We start from the raw sequence: 17,308 nt of genomic DNA on the forward strand, positions 1-17,308 counted from the left end.
AAGGGCGTATCGAAAGATGCGTCCCCAGCGTGCTTTCTCAAAGCATATCAGGCCCTTGACTGGCGCAGGCGACTGCGGCCGGTCTTGCGACAATCGCTTCAGACGCGGACCAATATAAGTGGCGGACGATTTCAGGACGACGGAAGTCGGCGGACGGTATGCACAGGCGCTGTTCGACCTGGCGGATGAGACGGGGGCGCTGGACGCCGTGCGCGCCGATCTGGCTTCGCTGAAGGCGGCCTGGATCGACAGCGCCGACCTGCGCCGTCTGGCGACCTCGCCGCTGATCTCTTCGGATGATCAGGCCAAGGGTCTGGCGGCCATCGCCGACAAGGCGCAGTTCACGGCCACGACGCGCAACTTCCTGGGCCTGCTGGGCCAGAACGGCCGCGCGGCGGACCTGCCGGGCGTGATCGCCGCCTTCGAGGCGCTGTACGCCAAGAAGACGGGCGTGGTGGCCGCCGAGGTGACTTCGGCCGTGGCTCTCAGCGCCGCTCAGACCAAGACGATCCAGAGCGAGCTGCGCGCCGCCCTGGGCCGCGACCCCGAACTGACCGCCCGCGTCGATCCGTCGATCCTGGGCGGCCTGAAGGTCAAGGTGGGCTCGAAGCTGTTCGACGCCTCGCTGAAGACCAAGCTCGACCAGATGACCTTTGCGCTGAAGCGCGCCTAAACCCCGAATTTCAGTTCAAGCCGGGCCAGCGGGCCCGCACCGAAGACGAAAGCCGAAAGAGCCAATCATGGATATCCGCGCCGCCGAAATCTCGGCCATCCTCAAGTCGCAGATCGCCAACTTCGGCGTAGAAGCCGACGTTTCCGACGTCGGCCAGGTGCTGTCGGTCGGCGACGGCATCGCGCGCATCCACGGCCTGGACAACGTCCAGGCGGGTGAAATGGTCGAGTTCACCAAGGCCGGCGTGAAGGGCATGGCCCTGAACCTGGAGCGCGACAACGTCGGCGCCGTGATCTTCGGCGCGGACGCCGCCATCGCCGAGGGCGACGACGTGCGCCGCCTGGGCGAAATCGTGGACGTGCCGGTCGGCAAGGGCCTGCTGGGCCGCGTCGTCAACCCGCTGGGCGAACCGATCGACGGCAAGGGTCCGATCCAGTTCACCGAGCGTCGCCGCGTCGACGTGAAGGCCCCCGGCATCATCCCGCGTAAATCGGTTCACGAGCCGATGCAGACGGGCATGAAGGCCATCGACACCCTGATCCCGGTCGGCCGCGGCCAGCGCGAGCTGATCATTGGCGACCGTCAGGTCGGCAAGACCGCCGTCGCCATCGACACCATCCTGAACCAGAAGACGGTCAACAAGTCGGACGACGAGTCGGCCAAGCTGTACTGCATCTACGTCGCCATCGGCCAGAAGCGCTCGACCGTGGCCCAGATCGTCAAGACCCTCGAAGAGTCCGGCGCGCTGGAATACACCATCGTCGTGGCCGCCACGGCGTCGGAACCGGCCCCGCTGCAGTTCCTGGCTCCGTTCGCCGGCACCGCCATGGGCGAGTATTTCCGCGACAACGGCATGCACGGCCTGATCATCTATGACGACCTGTCCAAGCAGGCCGTGGCCTACCGCCAGATGTCGCTGCTGCTGCGCCGTCCGCCGGGCCGTGAAGCCTACCCGGGCGACGTCTTCTACCTGCACAGCCGCCTTCTGGAGCGTTCGGCCAAGCTGAACGAAGACTACGGCTCGGGCTCGCTGACCGCCCTGCCGATCATCGAAACCCAGGCCAACGACGTGTCGGCCTACATCCCGACCAACGTGATTTCGATCACCGACGGCCAGATCTTCCTGGAATCGGACCTGTTCTATCAAGGCATCCGTCCGGCCGTGAACGTCGGCATCTCGGTGTCGCGCGTGGGCTCCTCGGCCCAGATCAAGGCCATGAAGCAGGTCGCCGGTTCGATTAAGGGCGAGCTGGCCCAGTATCGTGAAATGGCCGCCTTCGCGAAGTTCGGCTCGGACCTGGACGTCTCGACCCAGCGCCTGCTGGCCCGCGGCGCCCGCCTGACCGAGCTGCTGAAGCAGCCGCAGTACTCGCCGCTGGCCGTCGAGGAGCAGGTCGTGTCGATCTACGCCGGCACGCGCGGCTATCTGGACGGCATCGCCGTTTCGGACGTCGGCCGCTTCGAGAGCGAACTGCTGGCCCGCGTTCACGCCAACCACGCCTCGCTGCTGGAAGGCATCCGCACCAAGAAGGCCCTGACGCCCGAGCTGGAAGCCGAGCTGAAGGACATCCTGGCGGCCTTCGCCAAAACCTTCGCCTGATCGTTCGGCCCTGTAGTCAAAGGAAGAGCAGAGCCGGATGGCTAGCCTCAAGGAAATGCGCGATCGGATCGGAAGCGTCAAAGCGACGCAGAAGATCACGAAAGCCATGCAGATGGTCGCCGCGGCCAAGCTGAAGCGCGCCCAGGAGCAGGCGGAGAACGCCCGCCCCTATGCGTCGCGGATGGCCTCGGTCATCGCCAACCTGGCGGCGGGCGTCGGCGACGACGGCCCGCGCCTGATGACCGGAACCGGCGCCGACCAGAAGCACCTGGTCGTCGTCGCCACGGCCGACAAGGGTCTGGCGGGCGGGTTCTCGACCAACGTCATCCGCGCCGCGCGCGATCACATCAACAGCCTGATCGCCAACGGCAAGGACGTCGAGATCGTCGCTGTCGGCCGCAAGTCGCGCGACCAGCTGACCCGCCTGTTCGGGGACAAGGTCGTCAAGACTTTTGAACTAAGCGAACATAAGACGGTGGGCCTGCATTCGGCCCAGCCGATCGCCGAACTGCTGGCTGAAAAGTTCGAGGCGGACGAGGCCGACAAGGTCACGCTCTTCTACAGCCAGTTCAAGTCGGTGATCTCTCAAGTCCCGTCGTCGCGTCAGCTGGCCCCGGCCGAAGTCGACGCCGACGCCTCGGCCGACGCCGGCGCGCTCTATGAGTACGAGCCGTCGGAAGAGGACATCCTCGAGACCCTGCTGCCGCGCAACCTGACGACGCAGATCCTGGCCGCCCTTCTGGAAAACCAGGCCGGCTTCTTCGGCGCCCAGATGGCTGCGATGGACAACGCCACGCGCAACGCCGGCGACCTCATCAGCGCCTTGACGCTGCAGTACAACCGTTCCCGCCAGGCCCAGATCACCACCGAGCTGATCGAGATCATCGCCGGCGCTGAAGCGCTCTGATCCCGACACAGCCGACATTCGACACGGATAAACCCCGATGACCGACACCACCGCCCCCAAGAAACCCGCCGCCAAGAAGCCGGCCGCCAAGAAGGCCGCTCCGGCCGCCGCTCCCGTCGCTGTCGCGGGCCAGGGCAAGATCGCCCAGGTCATCGGCGCCGTCGTCGACGTTGAGTTCACCGGCCACCTGCCGGGCATTCTGAACGCTCTGGAAACCCAGAACGTCGACCAGAAGACGGGCGAGCCCTTCACCCTGGTCCTGGAAGTCGCCCAGCACCTGGGTGAGAACATGGTCCGCACCATCGCCATGGACACGACCGAAGGTCTGACGCGCGGCCAGGCCGTCGTCGACACCGGCAAGTCGATCATGGCTCCGGTCGGCCCGGGCACGCTCGGCCGCATCATGAACGTCGTCGGCCAGCCGATCGACGAAGCCGGTCCGATCAAGACTACCGAGTTCCGCCCGATCCACCGCGAGGCGCCTTCGTTCGAAGAGCAGTCGACCTCGTCGGAAATCCTGGTGACGGGCATTAAGGTCATCGACCTGATCTGCCCCTACACCAAGGGCGGCAAGACCGGCCTGTTCGGCGGCGCCGGCGTCGGCAAGACCGTGACCATGCAGGAACTGATCAACAACATCGCCAAGGCGTACGGCGGTTATTCGGTTCTGGCCGGCGTGGGCGAACGCACCCGCGAAGGCAACGACCTGTATCACGAGATGATCGAGTCGAACGTGAACGTCGCCGGCGGCGGCGAAGGCTCCAAATGCGCCCTGGTCTACGGCCAGATGAACGAGCCCCCCGGCGCCCGCGCCCGCGTCGCCCTGACCGGCCTGGCCCAGGCCGAGTACTTCCGCGATGAAGAGGGCAAGGACGTCCTGCTGTTCATCGACAATATCTTCCGCTTCACCCAGGCTGGTTCGGAAATGTCGGCTCTGCTGGGCCGCATTCCCTCGGCCGTGGGCTATCAGCCGACGCTGGCCACCGAGATGGGCAACCTGCAGGAGCGCATCACCTCGACCAAGAAGGGCTCGATCACCTCGATCCAGGCCATCTACGTCCCGGCTGACGACCTGACCGACCCGGCGCCCGCCGCTTCGTTCGCCCACTTGGACGCGACCACGGTTCTGAACCGCGACATCGCCGCCCAGGCCATCTTCCCGGCCGTGGACCCGCTGGACTCCACCTCGCGGATCATGGACCCGCTGGTCATCGGCGAAGAGCACTACACGGTCGCCCGCCGCGTTCAGGAAATCCTGCAGCAGTACAAGGCGCTGAAGGACATCATCGCCATCCTGGGCATGGACGAGCTGTCGGAAGACGACAAGCTGGTCGTGTCGCGCGCCCGCAAGATCCAGCGCTTCCTGTCGCAGCCCTTCTTCGTGGCCGAACAGTTCACCGGCTCGCCGGGCAAGTTCGTCGAGCTGGCTGACACCATCCGCTCGTTCAAGGCCATCTGCGACGGCGAATACGACCACCTGCCGGAAGCCGCCTTCTACATGGTCGGCGCCATCGAAGAGGCTGTCGAGAAGGCCGCCAAGATGGCTGCGGAAGCCTAAGTCATGGCCGGTAAGCTGAACTTCTCCCTCGTCGCCCCGGAACGCGAAATCTTCGCCGGTTCGGTCGATCAGGTCGATGCGCCGGGCGTCGAGGGCGACTTCGGCGTCCTGCCGGGCCACGCGCCCTTCATGACCACCCTGCGCGAAGGCGTGGTGACCGTCTATGACGGCGCCCAGCGTCGCCGCTTCGAGGTCAAGGGCGGCTTCGCCGATGTCAACGGCGAAGGCCTGACCATCCTGGCCGAAGAGGCCTCGGAGCTCGTCGCGAACTAAGGTTCGCGCGGCTGACACGATCAAAGGCCCCTCGCTCTGGCGGGGGGCCTTTTGTTTTGGGCGATGTACCTCTGCCGTCATCCTCGGGCTTGACCCGAGGATCCAGCCGTCCGCCCTGCGGAACCTTGGCCAGGTGGGAGCGCGTCCCGCACTAGATCCTCGGGTCAAGCCCGAGGATGACGGCGTGAAAAGGGGGAGGAAGGCGACTGCTGAGCGCCTAGGCGGCCCACTCTCCGAACGCCCGCGCCACCTGCTCATAGACCGGCCGCTTGAACGGCACGATCAGGCCGGGCGCTTCGTCCAGCCGGCCCCAGCGCCAGGCGTCGAATTCCGGTTCGCCGTGCGCGTTCAGGTCGATCTCGTCTTCGGCGCCGGTCAGGCGGAAGGCGAACCACTGCTGGCGCTGGCCCTTCAGGCCTTTCCAGCTCTTGGGACTCGGCAGGCCTTCGGGGAAATCATAGGGAATCCAATCCCTCGTGCGGCCCAGAAGGGCGATGGAGCGCACGCCGGTCTCCTCGTGCAGTTCGCGGCGGGCGGCGGCCTCCAGGTCCTCGCCGTCGTCGACGCCGCCTTGCGGGAACTGCCAGTTCCACGGCTCGGGCGTGTCGGCGCGGCGGCCGAACCAGACCTGGCCGGCCGGGTTGAACAGGACGACCCCGACGTTGGGGCGATAGAGGGACAGATCGATGCTCATGCCCTTCGCATACGCCGCCGTCTCGATGCGGGCTAGGCGTCAACGTCCGGGAAAGGCGCCGCGACTAAGGTCGCCGCATGGACAGACGTCATCTGATCGGCCTGACTTTGAGCGCCTTGACGCTGGCGGGCGCGGCGCAGGCTTCGCCTGAGAAGAGCGGCGGCGGCAAGGGCGGCTATCTGTCCTTGCCCACCGCCACGGCCACGGTTCTGCGCCGCGACGGGCGGCGCGGGGTCATGACGGTCGAGACCGGGCTGGACATCGCCGACGGCGCCCTGATGGAGCGGGCGCGCCTGTCGCAGCCGCGCCTCAGCGCCGCCTATAACGAGATCGTCCGCATCGCCGCCGAGCGGCTGCTGCCGGACGCGCCGCCGAATGTCGAATGGCTGGTGGTGGCGTTGCAGCACGCGACGGACGCGATCCTGGGCAAGCCGGGGGCCAAGCTGCTGCTCGGCACGGTGATGGTGGGCTGACGCGTTCTTCAGGGGCCTATCGCCCTGCGGGCTGCTTGAGGCCGGGTCGTCAGTCCTGCGTCGGATCCGGGCGGCTGGCGTCGCCGTAGGTCATGGCCAGGAAGACGTCTTCGAGATCCGGGTCCTCGGTGGCGATGTCCTTGATGGTCACGCCCGCAGCGCGCACCGCCGCCAGCACCTGTTCGACGCTGGACTCGCCCGTGCGGTAGGTGACGACGAAGGCGCCGTTGGCGCGCGGGGCGACGTGGAAGCCGTTCAGGACCGGCAGGGTCTCGGGCGCCGTCTCGGGCGTCACCACCACGTTGCGGGTGTCGAGACGTTTCAGCAGCTGCTGCGTCGGCTCGCAGGCCACGACCTCGCCCCGGTTGATGATGGCGATGGTGTCGCACAGCTCCTGGGCCTCTTCGAGGTAGTGGGTGGTCAGGATCACCGTCACCCCCTCCTCGTTGATCTTGCGGACATAGTCCCACAGCTGGCGGCGCAGCTCGACGTCCACGCCCGCCGTCGGCTCGTCCAGGATCAGCACGGGCGGATTGTGCACCAGGGCCTTGGCCACCATCAGGCGCCGCTTCATGCCGCCGGACAGGGCGCGGACATAGGCGTTGGCCTTGTCCGACAGGCCCAGGGCCGCCAGCAGTTCGTCCGAGCGGCGCTCGTTGGCGGGCACGCCGTAAAAGCCGGCCTGGACCTCCAGCGCCTCGCGCGGGGTGAAGAAGACGTCGGCGACGATTTCCTGCGGCACCACCCCCAGGGCCGAGCGGGCGTCGCGCGCCTCATGGTCGATGTCGCGGTCCCAGATGCGGACCGTGCCCTCGGACTTGTTCACCACTCCGGCGATGATGTTGATCAGGGTCGACTTGCCCGCGCCGTTGGGCCCCAGCAGCCCGAACATCGAGCCGCGCGGCACCGTCAGATCGACCCCGCGCAGGGCGGTCTTCGGCGGCGACTTGCGCGAGCCCTTGTAGGTCTTCTTCAGCCCCCTGACCTCGATGGCGTTGACGGGCAGGGCGGGGGCTTGGGTCATGGCGCGGACTTCGACTCGGGCAGGGAGGGGCGAACGGCATAGGTAGGGGGCGCGGCGCCATTCGCCAAGGCGTCGTTGCGACGGTGAAGACAAGGCCGCGAGACGATATGTAAAAGTCGCTTGACGCCGCCCTCAAGGGTGTCTAGCTTACTTGTCAGAAAGACAACTTCGCTTGGATAAGGAAACGCCATGACCCCCGCCATCGCCTCCCGCAAAACGCTGACCCGCACCCGCCTGATCGGCTTTATCGCCATGGGTTTCTGCGCCGTCGGCTACGTCGGCTTCGCCCTGGCGCTGGGCGCCGGCAAGATGGAATACCTGCCGATGACCCAGGCGGCGATCATCGCCGCCGTCGCCGCCGTGGTCGGCGAGGTCGGCCTGTGGGTCGGCGCCGGCTGCCTGGGGTTGACCCTGTTCAAGAAGCGCAAGGCCCTGTTCGACAAGGTGATGGGCCGCAAGCCCGCCGCGTCGGACGTTTGACCTGAGGTTCCGGTCCGCCTAGGAACGGCGCAAAGCCTCTCCAGACCGGACCGGATCATGCCTCCCCGTCATCTCGAAGCCGTCATTCCTCCCCCCGAAGAGATCGTCGTCTCGACCAAGCGCGTCGCCTGCGACGGCGGCGGCGGCGCCCTGGGCCACCCGCTGGTCTATATGGACATGGGCGAGGACGACTTCATCGAGTGCGGCTATTGCGACCGCCGCTTCGTGCTGTCGGCGCACCCGCAGCCGGAAAACGAATACCTCGACCCGGCGGCCCGCCCGCCCGAGGCGCACTGAGGCGGGACGATGCGTTTTCTGCACACCATGGTCCGGGTGAAGGATCTGGACGCCTCGATGCGCTTTTACTGCGACCTGCTGGGTCTGCAGGAGACGCGCCGCGCCGACTATGAGGCCGGGCGTTTCACCCTGGTCTATCTGGCGGCCCCTGCGGACAAGGCGCGGGCCAAGGCCGAGAAGTCGCCGGAAGTCGAGCTGACCTACAACTGGGACGATCAGGATTACGACGGCGGCCGCAACTTCGGCCACCTGGCGTTCCAGGTCGAGGACATCTACGCCGCCTGCCAGCGCCTGATGGACGGCGGCGTCGTCATCAACCGCCCGCCGCGCGACGGCCACATGGCCTTCGTCCGCTCGCCGGACGGCATCTCGATCGAACTGCTGCAGGCGGGCGAGCGCCTGGCTCCGGCCGAGCCGTGGGCCTCCATGCCGAACGTGGGCGCCTGGTGAGGCCTGCTCTCCGTCTCCTGCCCGCCGCCTTGGTCCTGACCCTGGGCGCCTGCGCCATGGTGACCGAGACCAATCCTGCGCGGACGGCCACCGACATGCTGCTGGTCAACCGGGCGGCCGACCGCGCGGTCGAGGGGCTGACCCTGCCCATCCCCCAGGGCGCGCGCGTCTTCGTCGACGAAACCTATTTCCAGGCTGAAAACGCCCGCTATGCGCTGAGCGCCATCCGCGCCGCCCTGTCGGAAGCCGGCTACGCCATCGTGCGTGAGCGCGGCGAGGCCGACGCCATCTTCGAGGTGCGCGCCGGGGCCCTGTCGCTGGATCAGTTGCGCCGGGTGGTCGGCATCCCCGACATGCGGGTGCCGATCAATGAGAGCCTGAACGTCGTCTCCATCCCCGAGGTGTCGCTCTACTCCAACCGCGACCGCATGGGTGTGGCCGAGTTCTCGGGCTTTCTCTACGACGCGCGCACCGGCATGCCCCTGGGCGCCGTCACACCCATGATCGGCCAGTACAAGATCCGCAGCCACAAGGCCTTCATGATGCTGACCTGGGGCCAGCAGCTGGCCCAGCCGGGCGAGCGCGATCCGGGGTCGAGCTGGAAGGAATTCTAGGGCGGGGCCAAACCGCCCTTGCGCCGCTCGGTCCGTTCGCGGAGCGAGACAGGCGCGTTCGGCCGTGTTAGGGCGCAAGTGAGCATAAGGCGTTCCGGCCGCGCTCATTGTTCGCCGCCCGCCGCAAGAGACGCCCTTGTCCTTCTTCCACGCCGGTCCTGCGCCGAAAGGCTCCGGTCTTCGCCGAGGCGCCCTGCGCGACGGGCTGGACCTGGCGCCGGGGATGAAGGTCGGCCTGTTCGGCGGCTCGTTCAATCCGGCCCACGACGGCCACGCCCATGTGGCGGCCACCGCCATGCAACGACTGGGGCTGGACCGGGTGGTCTGGCTGGTCTCGCCGCAGAACCCGCTGAAGTCCGCCCATGAGACCGCCCCCCTGGCCGAGCGGATGGCCTCGGCGCGGGCGGCCGCGGCGACGGTCGGCCCGGCCATGATCATCTCGGATTTCGAGACGCGGGCGGGTACGCGCTGGACCGTGGACACCCTGCGCGCCATCGTCGCGCGCCATCCGGGAGTGCAGTTCGTCTGGCTGATGGGGTCTGACAATCTGGCGGATTTCCACCGCTGGCGCGGTTGGACCGACATCATGCGGCTGATGCCCGTGGCGGTGATCGCCCGGCCCGGCAGCCTGCTGGACAGCCGCACGGCGCCGGCGGCCGTGCGTTTCGCGCGGTATCGCGTGCCGATGGCCCAGGCGGGCCTGCTGCCCAGCCTTGAGGCGCCGGCCTGGACCTATCTGTCGGCGCCCCTGAATCATCGCTCCTCGACCGCTATTCGGGCCGCGCGGGCGGCGCGAAGCGAAGAGTCGCCGCCAGCCGGGTGACCTTTCGCGCCGGGCGTGCTATAGTGGGCTTTTAGTAAATCGCCTTGGAGCCCTCCGCTGACCCCCTCGACCGCGCACGATGCGCAAGACGCCGTTTCCAATGCGGCGCACGAAATGGACCTGATGGATTCCGTCCATTCCGAAGACGGTCAGGCCGAGGACGGCCCCAGTAGCGACGAGTCCGGCGATGGGCGCCAGCCTCTGCCGGTCGGCGCGACCGAGCTGGAACAGGCCATCCTCGCCAAACTCGACGAAGACAAGTCTCAGGACATCGTCCTGATCGACCTGCGCGGCAAGAGCCCGATGACCGACGCCATGATCGTGGCTTCGGGTCGTTCGCACCGCCACGTCGGCGCCATCGCCGATCACCTTCTGCGCCTGTTCAAGGAGCAGGGGCTGGGCAAGGTGAAGGTCGAGGGCCTGCCGCACTGCGACTGGGTGCTGCTGGATGCGGGCGACGTCATCGTCCACCTGTTCCGCCCCGAAGTGCGCACCTTCTACAACATCGAGAAGATCTGGGCCGTCGACAGCGCCCACCGCGGCGGCCCCGTCCGCGGCTGAACCACCTGACGGCGGGCTGACCTCATGAAGCTGGCGATCGCGGCCATCGGCAAGCCGGGCCGCGGTCCCGAGGCGACTCTCGCCGAGGACTACGCCCGGCGCGCCACCCTGTCGGGGCGGGCGCTGGGCCTGGGGCCTCTCGAACTCATCGACCTAGAGCCGAAGAAGCCCGGCAAGGCGCCGGAGGCCGAGCTGCTGCTCGCCGCCGCCGAGGGCGCGCACCTGATCGCCTGCGACGAGCGGGGGCGGACCTATTCCTCGCGCGCCTTCGCAGAACATGTGGCGGCCCTGCGCGACCAGGGCGAGCGGCGCCTGGTCTTCGTCATCGGCGGGGCGGACGGTCTGGACGAAAGCGTGCGCCGCGCCGCGCGTTCGACCCTCGCCTTCGGCCCGCAGACCTGGCCCCACGCCCTGGCCCGCGCCATGTTGGCCGAACAGCTGTATCGGGCCGTGACGATCCTGGCCGGTTCGCCCTATCATCGCGACTGATGCGACGCGGGGCCGTTCTTCTTCTGACCTCTTCCAGCCTGCTGCTGGCCCTGGCCGGGCCGGCGGCCAGCCAGCGCGCGGGCCAGGCCAACGCCGAGCTGACCCGGCTTCAGGCCGAGTATCGCGACGAGACCGCCCGCGCCCGCCGCCTGCGCGCCGAGGCCGCCGCCGCCGCCGAGGAGATCGTCGACCTGGACCGCCAGCTGCGCGACCTGCGCCGGGCCGAGGCCGAGGACGACGTGCAGCTGGAGGCGCAGCGCGCCCGGCTGAAGGAGCTGGCCGAGCGTGAGGGGTCGCTGGTCGCCGCCCTGTCGCGCGAGCGCGCGGCGCAGGGACGGCTGCTGTCGGCCCTGCAGATGATGAGCCGCAAGCCGCCGCCGCCCCTGCTGATCCCCGCCGATCAGGCGGTGGACGCCGTGCGCGCCTCCATCCTGATCCGGGCTATCACGCCCGACCTTCAGAAGCGCGCCGAAACCCTGGTCGAGCGTCAGGCCGAGATCGGCCGCATCCGCCGCCTGGCCGCCCTGTCCAGCGAGCGCCTGTTCACCGTCGAGAGCGCCCAGAACGACCGCCGCGCCGAAATCGAGGGCCTGACGGCGCGCAAGACCGCCCTGCGCTCGGTGCTGAGGGCCGAGGCGGCGCGGGCCGAGCGCGCGACGCGGGCGCTGGAGGCTCGCATCCGCGAACTGGGCGGGCAGACGCCCCAGGTGGCCGAGGCGCCCGAAGCGGCGCCCGCCGCCCGCCTGCCGGCCGGGCGCAGCCGCCTGACCCCGCCGATCGCGGGGACGCCCTCGCAACGCTTCGGCGGCCGTTCGGCCGGTTGGAGCTGGCGCTCCAGCCATGAGGCGGTCGGCGCGCCCGCGGCGGGCCGCGTCGCCTACGCCGGGCCGCTGAAGGAGTGGGGCGAGGTGGTGATCCTGGACCTGGGCCCCGGCTGGCGCGCCGTGATTGCGGGGCTTGACCGTCTGGAGGTCGAGACGGGCCAGCGCGTGGCCGACGGCCAGACCCTGGGCCGCACCGGCGAGGACGGCGAGGCCTATTTCGAACTGCGCCGCCAGGAACGGCCCATCGATCCGGCGCCGTGGCTCCAGTAAGGGGGCCAACCGCGCGAAATTCCTTTCAAATCGGCGCGGACGCTGATTGTATCGGCCGAACTGTCGCGCGCGCCGTTTGCGGCGTCCGCGCCGCCCTGGACGACCGGAGCCGAGAGCGGATCCGATGGAAAGAGACCGAATGCGTAAACTGCTTCTCGTGGGCGCCGCCGCCCTGGCGCTGGGCGGATCGGCGGCGGCTGTCGCCAGCCAGACTCCGCGCAACGAGACCTTCCGGATGCTCGAGATGTTCGGCGACGTGCTGGGCATCGTCGAGCAGGCCTATGTCGTTCCGGTCGATAACAAGAAGCTGATCGAGGCCGCCCTGCAGGGGATGATGACGGCGCTCGATCCGCATTCCAACTACCTGCCCGCCAAGGGGTTCGACGACCTGCGCGAACGGACCTCGGGCGAGTATTCGGGCGTCGGCCTGACCATCACTTCCGAAGGCGGGCTGGTGAAGGTCATCTCGCCGATGGACGACAGCCCGGCCGGGCGCGCCGGGGTTCAGGCGGGCGACGTCATCAGCGCCGTCAACGGCCAGAACGCGGCGGGCCTCAGCGTCTCCGAGGTCTCTGACAAGCTGCGCGGCGCCACCGGCACCAGCGTCACCGTCACCTTCCTGCGCGACGGCGAAGAGCCGCGCGAGGTCGTGCTGACCCGCGAGGTCATCAAGGTCGAATCCGTCACTGGCCGTCTGGAAGGCGACTTCGGCTACCTGCGCGTCTCCACCTTCAACGAGAACACCGGCCGCGAGCTGACCGAGACCATCGAGCGGCTGAAGCGCGAGAAACCTGGCCTGAAGGGCTATGTGCTGGACCTGCGCAACAACGGCGGCGGGTTGCTGACGGCGGCCATCGACGTGTCCGACGCTTTCCTGGAGCGCGGCGAGATCGTCAGCCAGCGCGGCCGCAAGCCCGAGGATATCGAACGCTACGCCGCCAAGCCGGGCGACCTGACCGGCGGCCTGCCGGTGGTGGTGCTGATCAACTACGGCTCGGCCTCTGCGTCCGAGATCGTGGCGGGCGCCCTGAAGGATCAGGAGCGGGCGACGGTCGTCGGCCTGACCAGCTTCGGCAAGGGGTCGGTGCAGACGGTGATTCCGCTGCGCGGCGGCCGCGACGGCGCCCTGTCGATCACCACGGCGCGCTACTACACGCCGTCCGGTCGCTCGATCCAGAAGATCGGCATCGAGCCAGACCTGGAAGTGGCCCGTTCCGAGGCCGAGGCGCGCATCGTCTCGCGCTCCAGCTTCATCTATTCCGAGGCAGCCTATTCGACGGCGCTGGACTCCTCCATCGGGGCCGAGCGCAAGGGGCCGCACACCCCGCGCGAGGCGCCGGGCGCCGACTACGCCAAGGACAAGGACTATCAGTTGGAGCGGGCGCTGGACGTGCTGCGCGCCGGCGGCGACCTGACCAAACTGGCCGCCGCGCCCGAAGGGATCGTCATCACCGAACCGGGACAGGACAAGGTCGAGACGGCCGAGACCGACACGCCCAAGGTCACGGTCGCGCCGAAAGACCCCCCGGCGCCGCGCGCCCCGGAAATCACGCCGGGGAACCAGCCGAAGAGCGACTGAGGCGCGGCCCTCGAACGTGGTGAATGCGCCGTTAGGGTTTCTTAACCGGCGCAGGGCTTAACTGAGGCTGAGGGGCGCCGCGCCTGTGCGGCGCCTGCAAGCTCGAGCCGCCATCCTGACCATGTTCGCCAAGCGCCAGTCCGCCCTAGCCGCCGCCGCAGGCGCGCCGCCGGAGCCCCGGTCGCGCGTCGCCATGGACCCGGTCCTCAACGCCCTGAAGAAGCCGCCCGTCGCGGCGGGCGCGGCCGGGGTCTTCGTCATCGGCGCGGCCGCCCTGTTCGTCGCCGTTCTGGGCGATCCGCGCGCCGGCGCGCCGACGGCCAGCGCGCGCCTCGAGCGTCCCGCCGCCGCCGACACGGCCCCGACCGGCGCCGAAGCCTTCGGCTTCAGCGGCCTGGACATCTATCAGGACCTCGGCCCCATCGACCCGGCCCTGATGGGCGAAGCGGGCGGCGCTATGGGGGGCGAGGCCCTGATCACCCTGCCGGACGGCGCCAGCGTGGCTTCGGGCCAGGGCTTCAGCGCCCCGGTGCGCGCCCCGTCCAGTCCCTTGCCCAAGGCGCCGATCGCGGGCCTGTTCCAGCCCGGACCGAACGGCCCCCTGCCGCGCATCGCCGCCGACGGCCGCGTGCCGGCCCAGGCCTACGCTCGGCCCTTCCGCTCGAACGGCAAGCCCATGGTGGCCCTCGTGGTCGGCGGTCTGGGTCTGAACAGCGCCACCACCCGCGCGGCGATCGAACGTTTGCCCGCCGAGGTGACCCTGTCCTTCGTGCCTTACGCCGAGGGGCTTCAGACCTGGATCGACATGGCCCGCGCCCACGGCCATGAGGTGATGATCGAACTGCCGATGGAGCCCACCGGCTATCCCGACAACGACCCCGGCCCCTACACGCTTCTGTCCAGCGGCGGCGCTGACGACGTGGCGGTCAAGCTGGACTGGCTTCTGGCGCGCGCCACGGGCTATTTCGGCGTCACCAACTATCTGGGCGACCGCTTCGCGACCTCGGACGAGAGCATGGGCGCGCTGATGACCCATCTGCGCCAGCGCGGCCTGGCCTTCCTTGACGACGGCTCGATGCGCCGCCGCCCCGGCGCCTTCGCCCGCGCCAGCGCCGACCGCATCATCGACGAGGAACAGAGCCCCGCCGCCATCCTGCGCCAGTTCAACGCGCTAGAGGCCGCCGCCAAGACCAACGGCGCGGCGCTGGGAACCGGCTTCTCCTACCCCGTCACCGTCGAGGCGGCCGCCCGCTGGACGGCGGGCCTGGAGGCGCGGGGCCTGCAGCTGGCCCCCGCCTCTGCGATGACCCGGCGGCCGGGGCGCTAAGGCGGGGGCTGCTTCTTCGGCTAGGCGAACGGCGTGATGTCGACTAGGGTATCGATGTTCTTGTCGGCAGGAGGTCTGGGAAGTGAGCAGCTTTCGTATGGGCGCCCTCTGGGCCGCGCTGGTGTCAACGGGGCTGGCCTCAACGGCCTTGGCGCAGGCGCAGCCTGACGTCACGGTCCTGCCTGAAGTCGCTGTGCAGGGCCGGGCGACGCCTGAGGCTGTGCGTGACTTCGTCGGTCGAGTGGCGGCGCCGTCTCCGGGCCGCCCCCTGGCGCAATGGCGCGGGCCGATCTGCCCTGGGGTGGTCAACTTGGCACGCGAGCCCGCCCAGGCGATCATTGATCGCGTGAGCCGGACTGCGGCAGGCCTGGGGCTTCATACAGGCAAACCGGGCTGTGAAAGCAATCTGGTCGTGGTTTTCGCCGAAGACGGCCGCGCGACGGCTCAGAGTTTGAACCAGGCGAACCCCCAACTGTTCCGACAGAATGTCACCGGTTGGGATGCGGGCCGGGGGGCGTTCCGCGCTTTTCTGGCGGACGAACGGCCTGTGCGCTGGTGGTCTCTGAGCATCCCTACAGATCCAGATACGGGGCAGCGCGGGGTGCGGATGCCCGGCGAGAGAGGCGGCGTAGTTGTTGACGGAGAAATCGCCGGAATCCTGAACTGCAACCAGCACGACTGCGCCATTGGCGCTGCACCCATCATAAAGCGCCGCCAGGGCAATACGCGGCTTGACGCGGCCGTGGTGGAGACGCTTTTCAAGGTGATTGTCATCGTTGACATGGATTTGATCGGTTCCGTCAATACGACGCAGCTGGCCGATTACGTTTCCATGATCGCCCTGGCGCAGATCGACGCCAGCGCCGACACGACAGGGTTTGATACGGTCCTGAACCTCTTCTCCGGGAGCCTTCCTGCCGGACTGACCGAATGGGACAGATCCTATCTTGCGGCTCTATATGCGCCTCGCGCGCAGAGGCGCTCGGTGTCGGCGCAAGCTGAAGCGGTCGCTGAAGTGATGACGCGAAGCGAACTGACTGCGCGACGCCAGCCCTGAAGACGGCGCAAAATCTCGGCCCTGAACGCGTCGCCGTGTTACAGATCGAGCATGAGCACTGACGACGATCACACCCCCGCCGCCGAACCCGCGGACGCTGTTGCCGGCGAGACGCCTGTTCAGCGGGCTCTGCGGCTCAAGAAGGCGGCGCTCGAGGCGCGGCCGAAGCGGCCGCGCGGCGGGCGTTTCCAGCGTGAGCAGGCCGCCCGCATCAAGAGCGGGGCGGCGCGGCCCTGGATGAGCAAATAGCGGCTCCGCCCTCCCGGCCGAGGATGGCTGAGGAGGAGGGGGGGCGGCGAGCCCTAAGCCCGCGCCTCGATCTTCAGCGGCATGGGCTTCAGGTCCAGCAGGGCGAACAGTTTGGCGTCGTCGTCCTCTTCCGGGTTCGGCGTGGTCAGCAGCTTGCCGCCGACGAAGATGGAGTTGGCGCCGGCCAGGAAGCACAGGGCCTGCATTTCCGGCGTCATGCCTTCGCGGCCGGCCGACAGGCGCACCATCGACTTGGGGCAGACCAGACGGGCGACGGCGACGGTGCGGACGAACTCGATCGGGTCGATCTCGCCTTCCTTCAGCACCCGCTCGCCCAGCGGCGTGCCGCCGACGGGGACCAGGGCGTTGACCGGCAGGCTGTCGGGGTGGACGGGCAGGGTGGCCAGGGCGTGCAGCAGGCCCGCGCGGTCGCGGCGCTTCTCGCCCATGCCGACGATGCCGCCGCAGCAGGTCGACATACCTGCGTCGCGGACGTGCTGCAGCGTCTCCAACCGGTCCTGATAGGAGCGGGTCGTCACCACCTCGGCGTAATACTCCGGCCCGGTGTCGAGGTTGTGGTTGTAGTAGTCGAGGCCCGCGTCCTTCAGCTGTTTCGCCTGGTCGGCGTTCAGCATGCCCAGGGTGGCGCAGGTCTCCAGCCCCAACGCCTTCACGCCCGAGATCATGGCCGCCAGCTTGGGCGTGTCGCGGTCCTTCAGCTCGCGCCAGGCGGCGCCCATGCAGAAGCGGCTGGCCCCGCCCGCCTTGGCCGCCATGGCCTCGGCGATGACGGCGGTGGGCTCCATCAGCTTTTCAGCCTTCAGCCCGGTCTTGAAGCTGGCCGACTGCGAGCAATAGCCGCAGTTTTCGGCGCAGCCGCCGGTCTTGACCGACAGCAGTTGGGATTTCTGGACCTCGTTCGGGTCGAACCAGCGGCGGTGCACGCTCGCCGCCTCGAACACCAGCTCCATGAAGGGGCGGGCGAACAGGGCCTCGACCTCCTCCAAAGTCCAGTCGTGACGGGGGATCGAGAGATCGCGGGCGGGTCGGATCGAAGCGTCGTCAGCCATGGGGCGACGGCTTAGA

20 protein-coding genes and 1 pseudogene are annotated in these 17,308 nt (G+C 68.6%); 18 read left to right on the forward strand and 3 right to left on the reverse strand.

All coding sequences use genetic code 11. The annotated features are described in order from the left end of the window. Nucleotides 1-118: 118 nt before the first annotated feature. The 5 genes from PIB44_RS02160 to PIB44_RS02180 all read left to right on the forward strand — a co-directional run bounded on the left by PIB44_RS02160 (nt 119) and on the right by PIB44_RS02180 (nt 5,011). Nucleotides 119-673 (forward strand): F0F1 ATP synthase subunit delta, encoded by a 555-nt coding sequence (locus PIB44_RS02160; RefSeq protein WP_025976885.1) that lies wholly within the window; start codon nt 119-121, stop codon nt 671-673. Nucleotides 674-740: 67 nt separating this feature from the next. Continuing rightward, nucleotides 741-2,273 carry a F0F1 ATP synthase subunit alpha gene (gene atpA, locus PIB44_RS02165; RefSeq protein ID WP_025976884.1) on the forward strand — a complete coding sequence of 511 codons (1,533 nt, stop codon included), beginning with the start codon at nt 741-743 and terminating at the stop codon, nt 2,271-2,273. A 37-nt stretch (nt 2,274-2,310) separates the two neighbouring features. Then, nucleotides 2,311-3,180 (forward strand): F0F1 ATP synthase subunit gamma, encoded by an 870-nt coding sequence (locus PIB44_RS02170; RefSeq protein ID WP_025976883.1) that lies wholly within the window; start codon nt 2,311-2,313, stop codon nt 3,178-3,180. A gap of 37 nt (nt 3,181-3,217) precedes the next feature. Further along, entirely contained in the window at nt 3,218-4,738 is a 1,521-nt protein-coding gene (atpD, locus tag PIB44_RS02175; RefSeq protein WP_025976882.1) for a F0F1 ATP synthase subunit beta, read from the forward strand. A gap of 3 nt (nt 4,739-4,741) precedes the next feature. Further along, nucleotides 4,742-5,011 carry an ATP synthase F1 subunit epsilon gene (locus PIB44_RS02180; protein ID WP_278070268.1) on the forward strand — a complete coding sequence of 90 codons (270 nt, stop codon included), beginning with the start codon at nt 4,742-4,744 and terminating at the stop codon, nt 5,009-5,011. A 217-nt stretch (nt 5,012-5,228) separates the two neighbouring features. On the opposite strand, the gene PIB44_RS02185 is transcribed toward PIB44_RS02180, so the two are convergent. Then, nucleotides 5,229-5,705, reverse strand: coding sequence for an RNA pyrophosphohydrolase (locus tag PIB44_RS02185; RefSeq protein ID WP_278070269.1), 477 nt, complete (start codon nt 5,703-5,705; stop codon nt 5,229-5,231). 77 nt (nt 5,706-5,782) lie between these two features. Here PIB44_RS02185 and PIB44_RS02190 point away from each other — a divergent pair, with 77 nt between their 5' ends. After that, nucleotides 5,783-6,178: a hypothetical protein gene (locus tag PIB44_RS02190; protein ID WP_227157878.1), complete on the forward strand. Its 396-nt coding sequence runs from the start codon at nt 5,783-5,785 to the stop codon at nt 6,176-6,178. A gap of 49 nt (nt 6,179-6,227) precedes the next feature. Here the strand turns inward: PIB44_RS02190 and PIB44_RS02195 are convergent, their stop codons facing one another. Beyond that, the gene (locus tag PIB44_RS02195) at nt 6,228-7,202 is read right to left on the reverse strand and encodes an ABC transporter ATP-binding protein (protein WP_025976878.1); all 975 of its coding nucleotides are present in this window, start codon (nt 7,200-7,202) and stop codon (nt 6,228-6,230) included. 189 nt (nt 7,203-7,391) lie between these two features. On the opposite strand from PIB44_RS02195, the gene PIB44_RS02200 reads away from it, so the two are divergent. The 12 genes and pseudogenes from PIB44_RS02200 (at nt 7,392) to PIB44_RS02255 (ending at nt 16,222) form a co-directional block, all read left to right on the forward strand. After that, on the forward strand, nt 7,392-7,682 hold the full coding sequence (locus PIB44_RS02200) for a hypothetical protein (protein WP_025976877.1): 291 nt from the start codon (nt 7,392-7,394) through the stop codon (nt 7,680-7,682). A 57-nt stretch (nt 7,683-7,739) separates the two neighbouring features. Further along, nucleotides 7,740-7,979 (forward strand): zinc-finger domain-containing protein, encoded by a 240-nt coding sequence (locus PIB44_RS02205; protein WP_024355136.1) that lies wholly within the window; start codon nt 7,740-7,742, stop codon nt 7,977-7,979. A 9-nt stretch (nt 7,980-7,988) separates the two neighbouring features. Beyond that, nucleotides 7,989-8,429, forward strand: coding sequence for a VOC family protein (locus PIB44_RS02210; protein ID WP_278070270.1), 441 nt, complete (start codon nt 7,989-7,991; stop codon nt 8,427-8,429). Nucleotides 8,430-8,524: 95 nt separating this feature from the next. Then, a pseudogene (locus PIB44_RS15160) lies at nt 8,525-8,854 on the forward strand (DUF6655 family protein); the annotation flags it as partial. Nucleotides 8,855-9,266: 412 nt separating this feature from the next. Beyond that, nucleotides 9,267-9,866, forward strand: a complete 600-nt coding sequence (locus PIB44_RS02220) for a nicotinate-nucleotide adenylyltransferase (RefSeq protein WP_376787732.1) — start codon at nt 9,267-9,269, stop codon at nt 9,864-9,866. Between the two features lie 114 nt (nt 9,867-9,980). Continuing rightward, nucleotides 9,981-10,427, forward strand: coding sequence for a ribosome silencing factor (gene rsfS, locus PIB44_RS02225; RefSeq protein WP_134582192.1), 447 nt, complete (start codon nt 9,981-9,983; stop codon nt 10,425-10,427). 24 nt (nt 10,428-10,451) lie between these two features. After that, nucleotides 10,452-10,916, forward strand: coding sequence for a 23S rRNA (pseudouridine(1915)-N(3))-methyltransferase RlmH (rlmH, locus tag PIB44_RS02230; protein WP_278070271.1), 465 nt, complete (start codon nt 10,452-10,454; stop codon nt 10,914-10,916). Next, nucleotides 10,916-12,010, forward strand: coding sequence for a murein hydrolase activator EnvC family protein (locus tag PIB44_RS02235; protein ID WP_278070272.1), 1,095 nt, complete (start codon nt 10,916-10,918; stop codon nt 12,008-12,010). Before rlmH ends, PIB44_RS02235 begins: the two co-directional genes overlap by 1 nt. Before the next feature lie 139 nt (nt 12,011-12,149). Beyond that, complete coding sequence (locus PIB44_RS02240; protein ID WP_227157871.1) at nt 12,150-13,589, forward strand: S41 family peptidase; 1,440 nt, start codon at nt 12,150-12,152, stop codon at nt 13,587-13,589. Between the two features lie 121 nt (nt 13,590-13,710). Then, nucleotides 13,711-14,916, forward strand: coding sequence for a divergent polysaccharide deacetylase family protein (locus tag PIB44_RS02245; RefSeq protein WP_278070951.1), 1,206 nt, complete (start codon nt 13,711-13,713; stop codon nt 14,914-14,916). A gap of 82 nt (nt 14,917-14,998) precedes the next feature. Next, nucleotides 14,999-15,973 carry a hypothetical protein gene (locus tag PIB44_RS02250; protein ID WP_278070273.1) on the forward strand — a complete coding sequence of 325 codons (975 nt, stop codon included), beginning with the start codon at nt 14,999-15,001 and terminating at the stop codon, nt 15,971-15,973. Between the two features lie 51 nt (nt 15,974-16,024). Next, a complete protein-coding gene (locus PIB44_RS02255) occupies nt 16,025-16,222 on the forward strand; it encodes a hypothetical protein (RefSeq protein WP_278070274.1) in 198 nt (65 codons plus the stop codon). A gap of 53 nt (nt 16,223-16,275) precedes the next feature. On the opposite strand, the gene bioB is transcribed toward PIB44_RS02255, so the two are convergent. Continuing rightward, nucleotides 16,276-17,292, reverse strand: a complete 1,017-nt coding sequence (gene bioB / locus PIB44_RS02260; protein ID WP_253122895.1) for a biotin synthase BioB — start codon at nt 17,290-17,292, stop codon at nt 16,276-16,278. Between the last annotated feature and the right edge of the window lie 16 nt (nt 17,293-17,308).

This window comes from Brevundimonas sanguinis (genome assembly GCF_029636725.1).
Lineage (GTDB): Bacteria > Pseudomonadota > Alphaproteobacteria > Caulobacterales > Caulobacteraceae > Brevundimonas > Brevundimonas sanguinis.

Bases quoted from the DNA above. Each gene is read 5' to 3' on its own strand.
- atpA (WP_025976884.1), top strand. From the start codon at position 741: ATGGATATCCGCGCCGCCGAAATCTCGGCCATCCTCAAGTCGCAGATC.
- PIB44_RS02170 (WP_025976883.1), top strand. From the start codon at position 2,311: ATGGCTAGCCTCAAGGAAATGCGCGATCGGATCGGAAGCGTCAAAGCG.
- atpD (WP_025976882.1), top strand. From the start codon at position 3,218: ATGACCGACACCACCGCCCCCAAGAAACCCGCCGCCAAGAAGCCGGCC.
- PIB44_RS02180 (WP_278070268.1), top strand. From the start codon at position 4,742: ATGGCCGGTAAGCTGAACTTCTCCCTCGTCGCCCCGGAACGCGAAATC.
- PIB44_RS02185 (WP_278070269.1), bottom strand. From the start codon at position 5,705: ATGAGCATCGATCTGTCCCTCTATCGCCCCAACGTCGGGGTCGTCCTG.
- PIB44_RS02190 (WP_227157878.1), top strand. From the start codon at position 5,783: ATGGACAGACGTCATCTGATCGGCCTGACTTTGAGCGCCTTGACGCTG.
- PIB44_RS02195 (WP_025976878.1), bottom strand. From the start codon at position 7,202: ATGACCCAAGCCCCCGCCCTGCCCGTCAACGCCATCGAGGTCAGGGGG.
- PIB44_RS02200 (WP_025976877.1), top strand. From the start codon at position 7,392: ATGACCCCCGCCATCGCCTCCCGCAAAACGCTGACCCGCACCCGCCTG.
- PIB44_RS02205 (WP_024355136.1), top strand. From the start codon at position 7,740: ATGCCTCCCCGTCATCTCGAAGCCGTCATTCCTCCCCCCGAAGAGATC.
- PIB44_RS02210 (WP_278070270.1), top strand. From the start codon at position 7,989: ATGCGTTTTCTGCACACCATGGTCCGGGTGAAGGATCTGGACGCCTCG.
- PIB44_RS02220 (WP_376787732.1), top strand. From the start codon at position 9,267: ATGAAGGTCGGCCTGTTCGGCGGCTCGTTCAATCCGGCCCACGACGGC.
- rsfS (WP_134582192.1), top strand. From the start codon at position 9,981: ATGGACCTGATGGATTCCGTCCATTCCGAAGACGGTCAGGCCGAGGAC.
- rlmH (WP_278070271.1), top strand. From the start codon at position 10,452: ATGAAGCTGGCGATCGCGGCCATCGGCAAGCCGGGCCGCGGTCCCGAG.
- PIB44_RS02235 (WP_278070272.1), top strand. From the start codon at position 10,916: ATGCGACGCGGGGCCGTTCTTCTTCTGACCTCTTCCAGCCTGCTGCTG.
- PIB44_RS02240 (WP_227157871.1), top strand. From the start codon at position 12,150: ATGCGTAAACTGCTTCTCGTGGGCGCCGCCGCCCTGGCGCTGGGCGGA.
- PIB44_RS02245 (WP_278070951.1), top strand. From the start codon at position 13,711: ATGTTCGCCAAGCGCCAGTCCGCCCTAGCCGCCGCCGCAGGCGCGCCG.
- PIB44_RS02255 (WP_278070274.1), top strand. From the start codon at position 16,025: ATGAGCACTGACGACGATCACACCCCCGCCGCCGAACCCGCGGACGCT.
- bioB (WP_253122895.1), bottom strand. From the start codon at position 17,292: ATGGCTGACGACGCTTCGATCCGACCCGCCCGCGATCTCTCGATCCCC.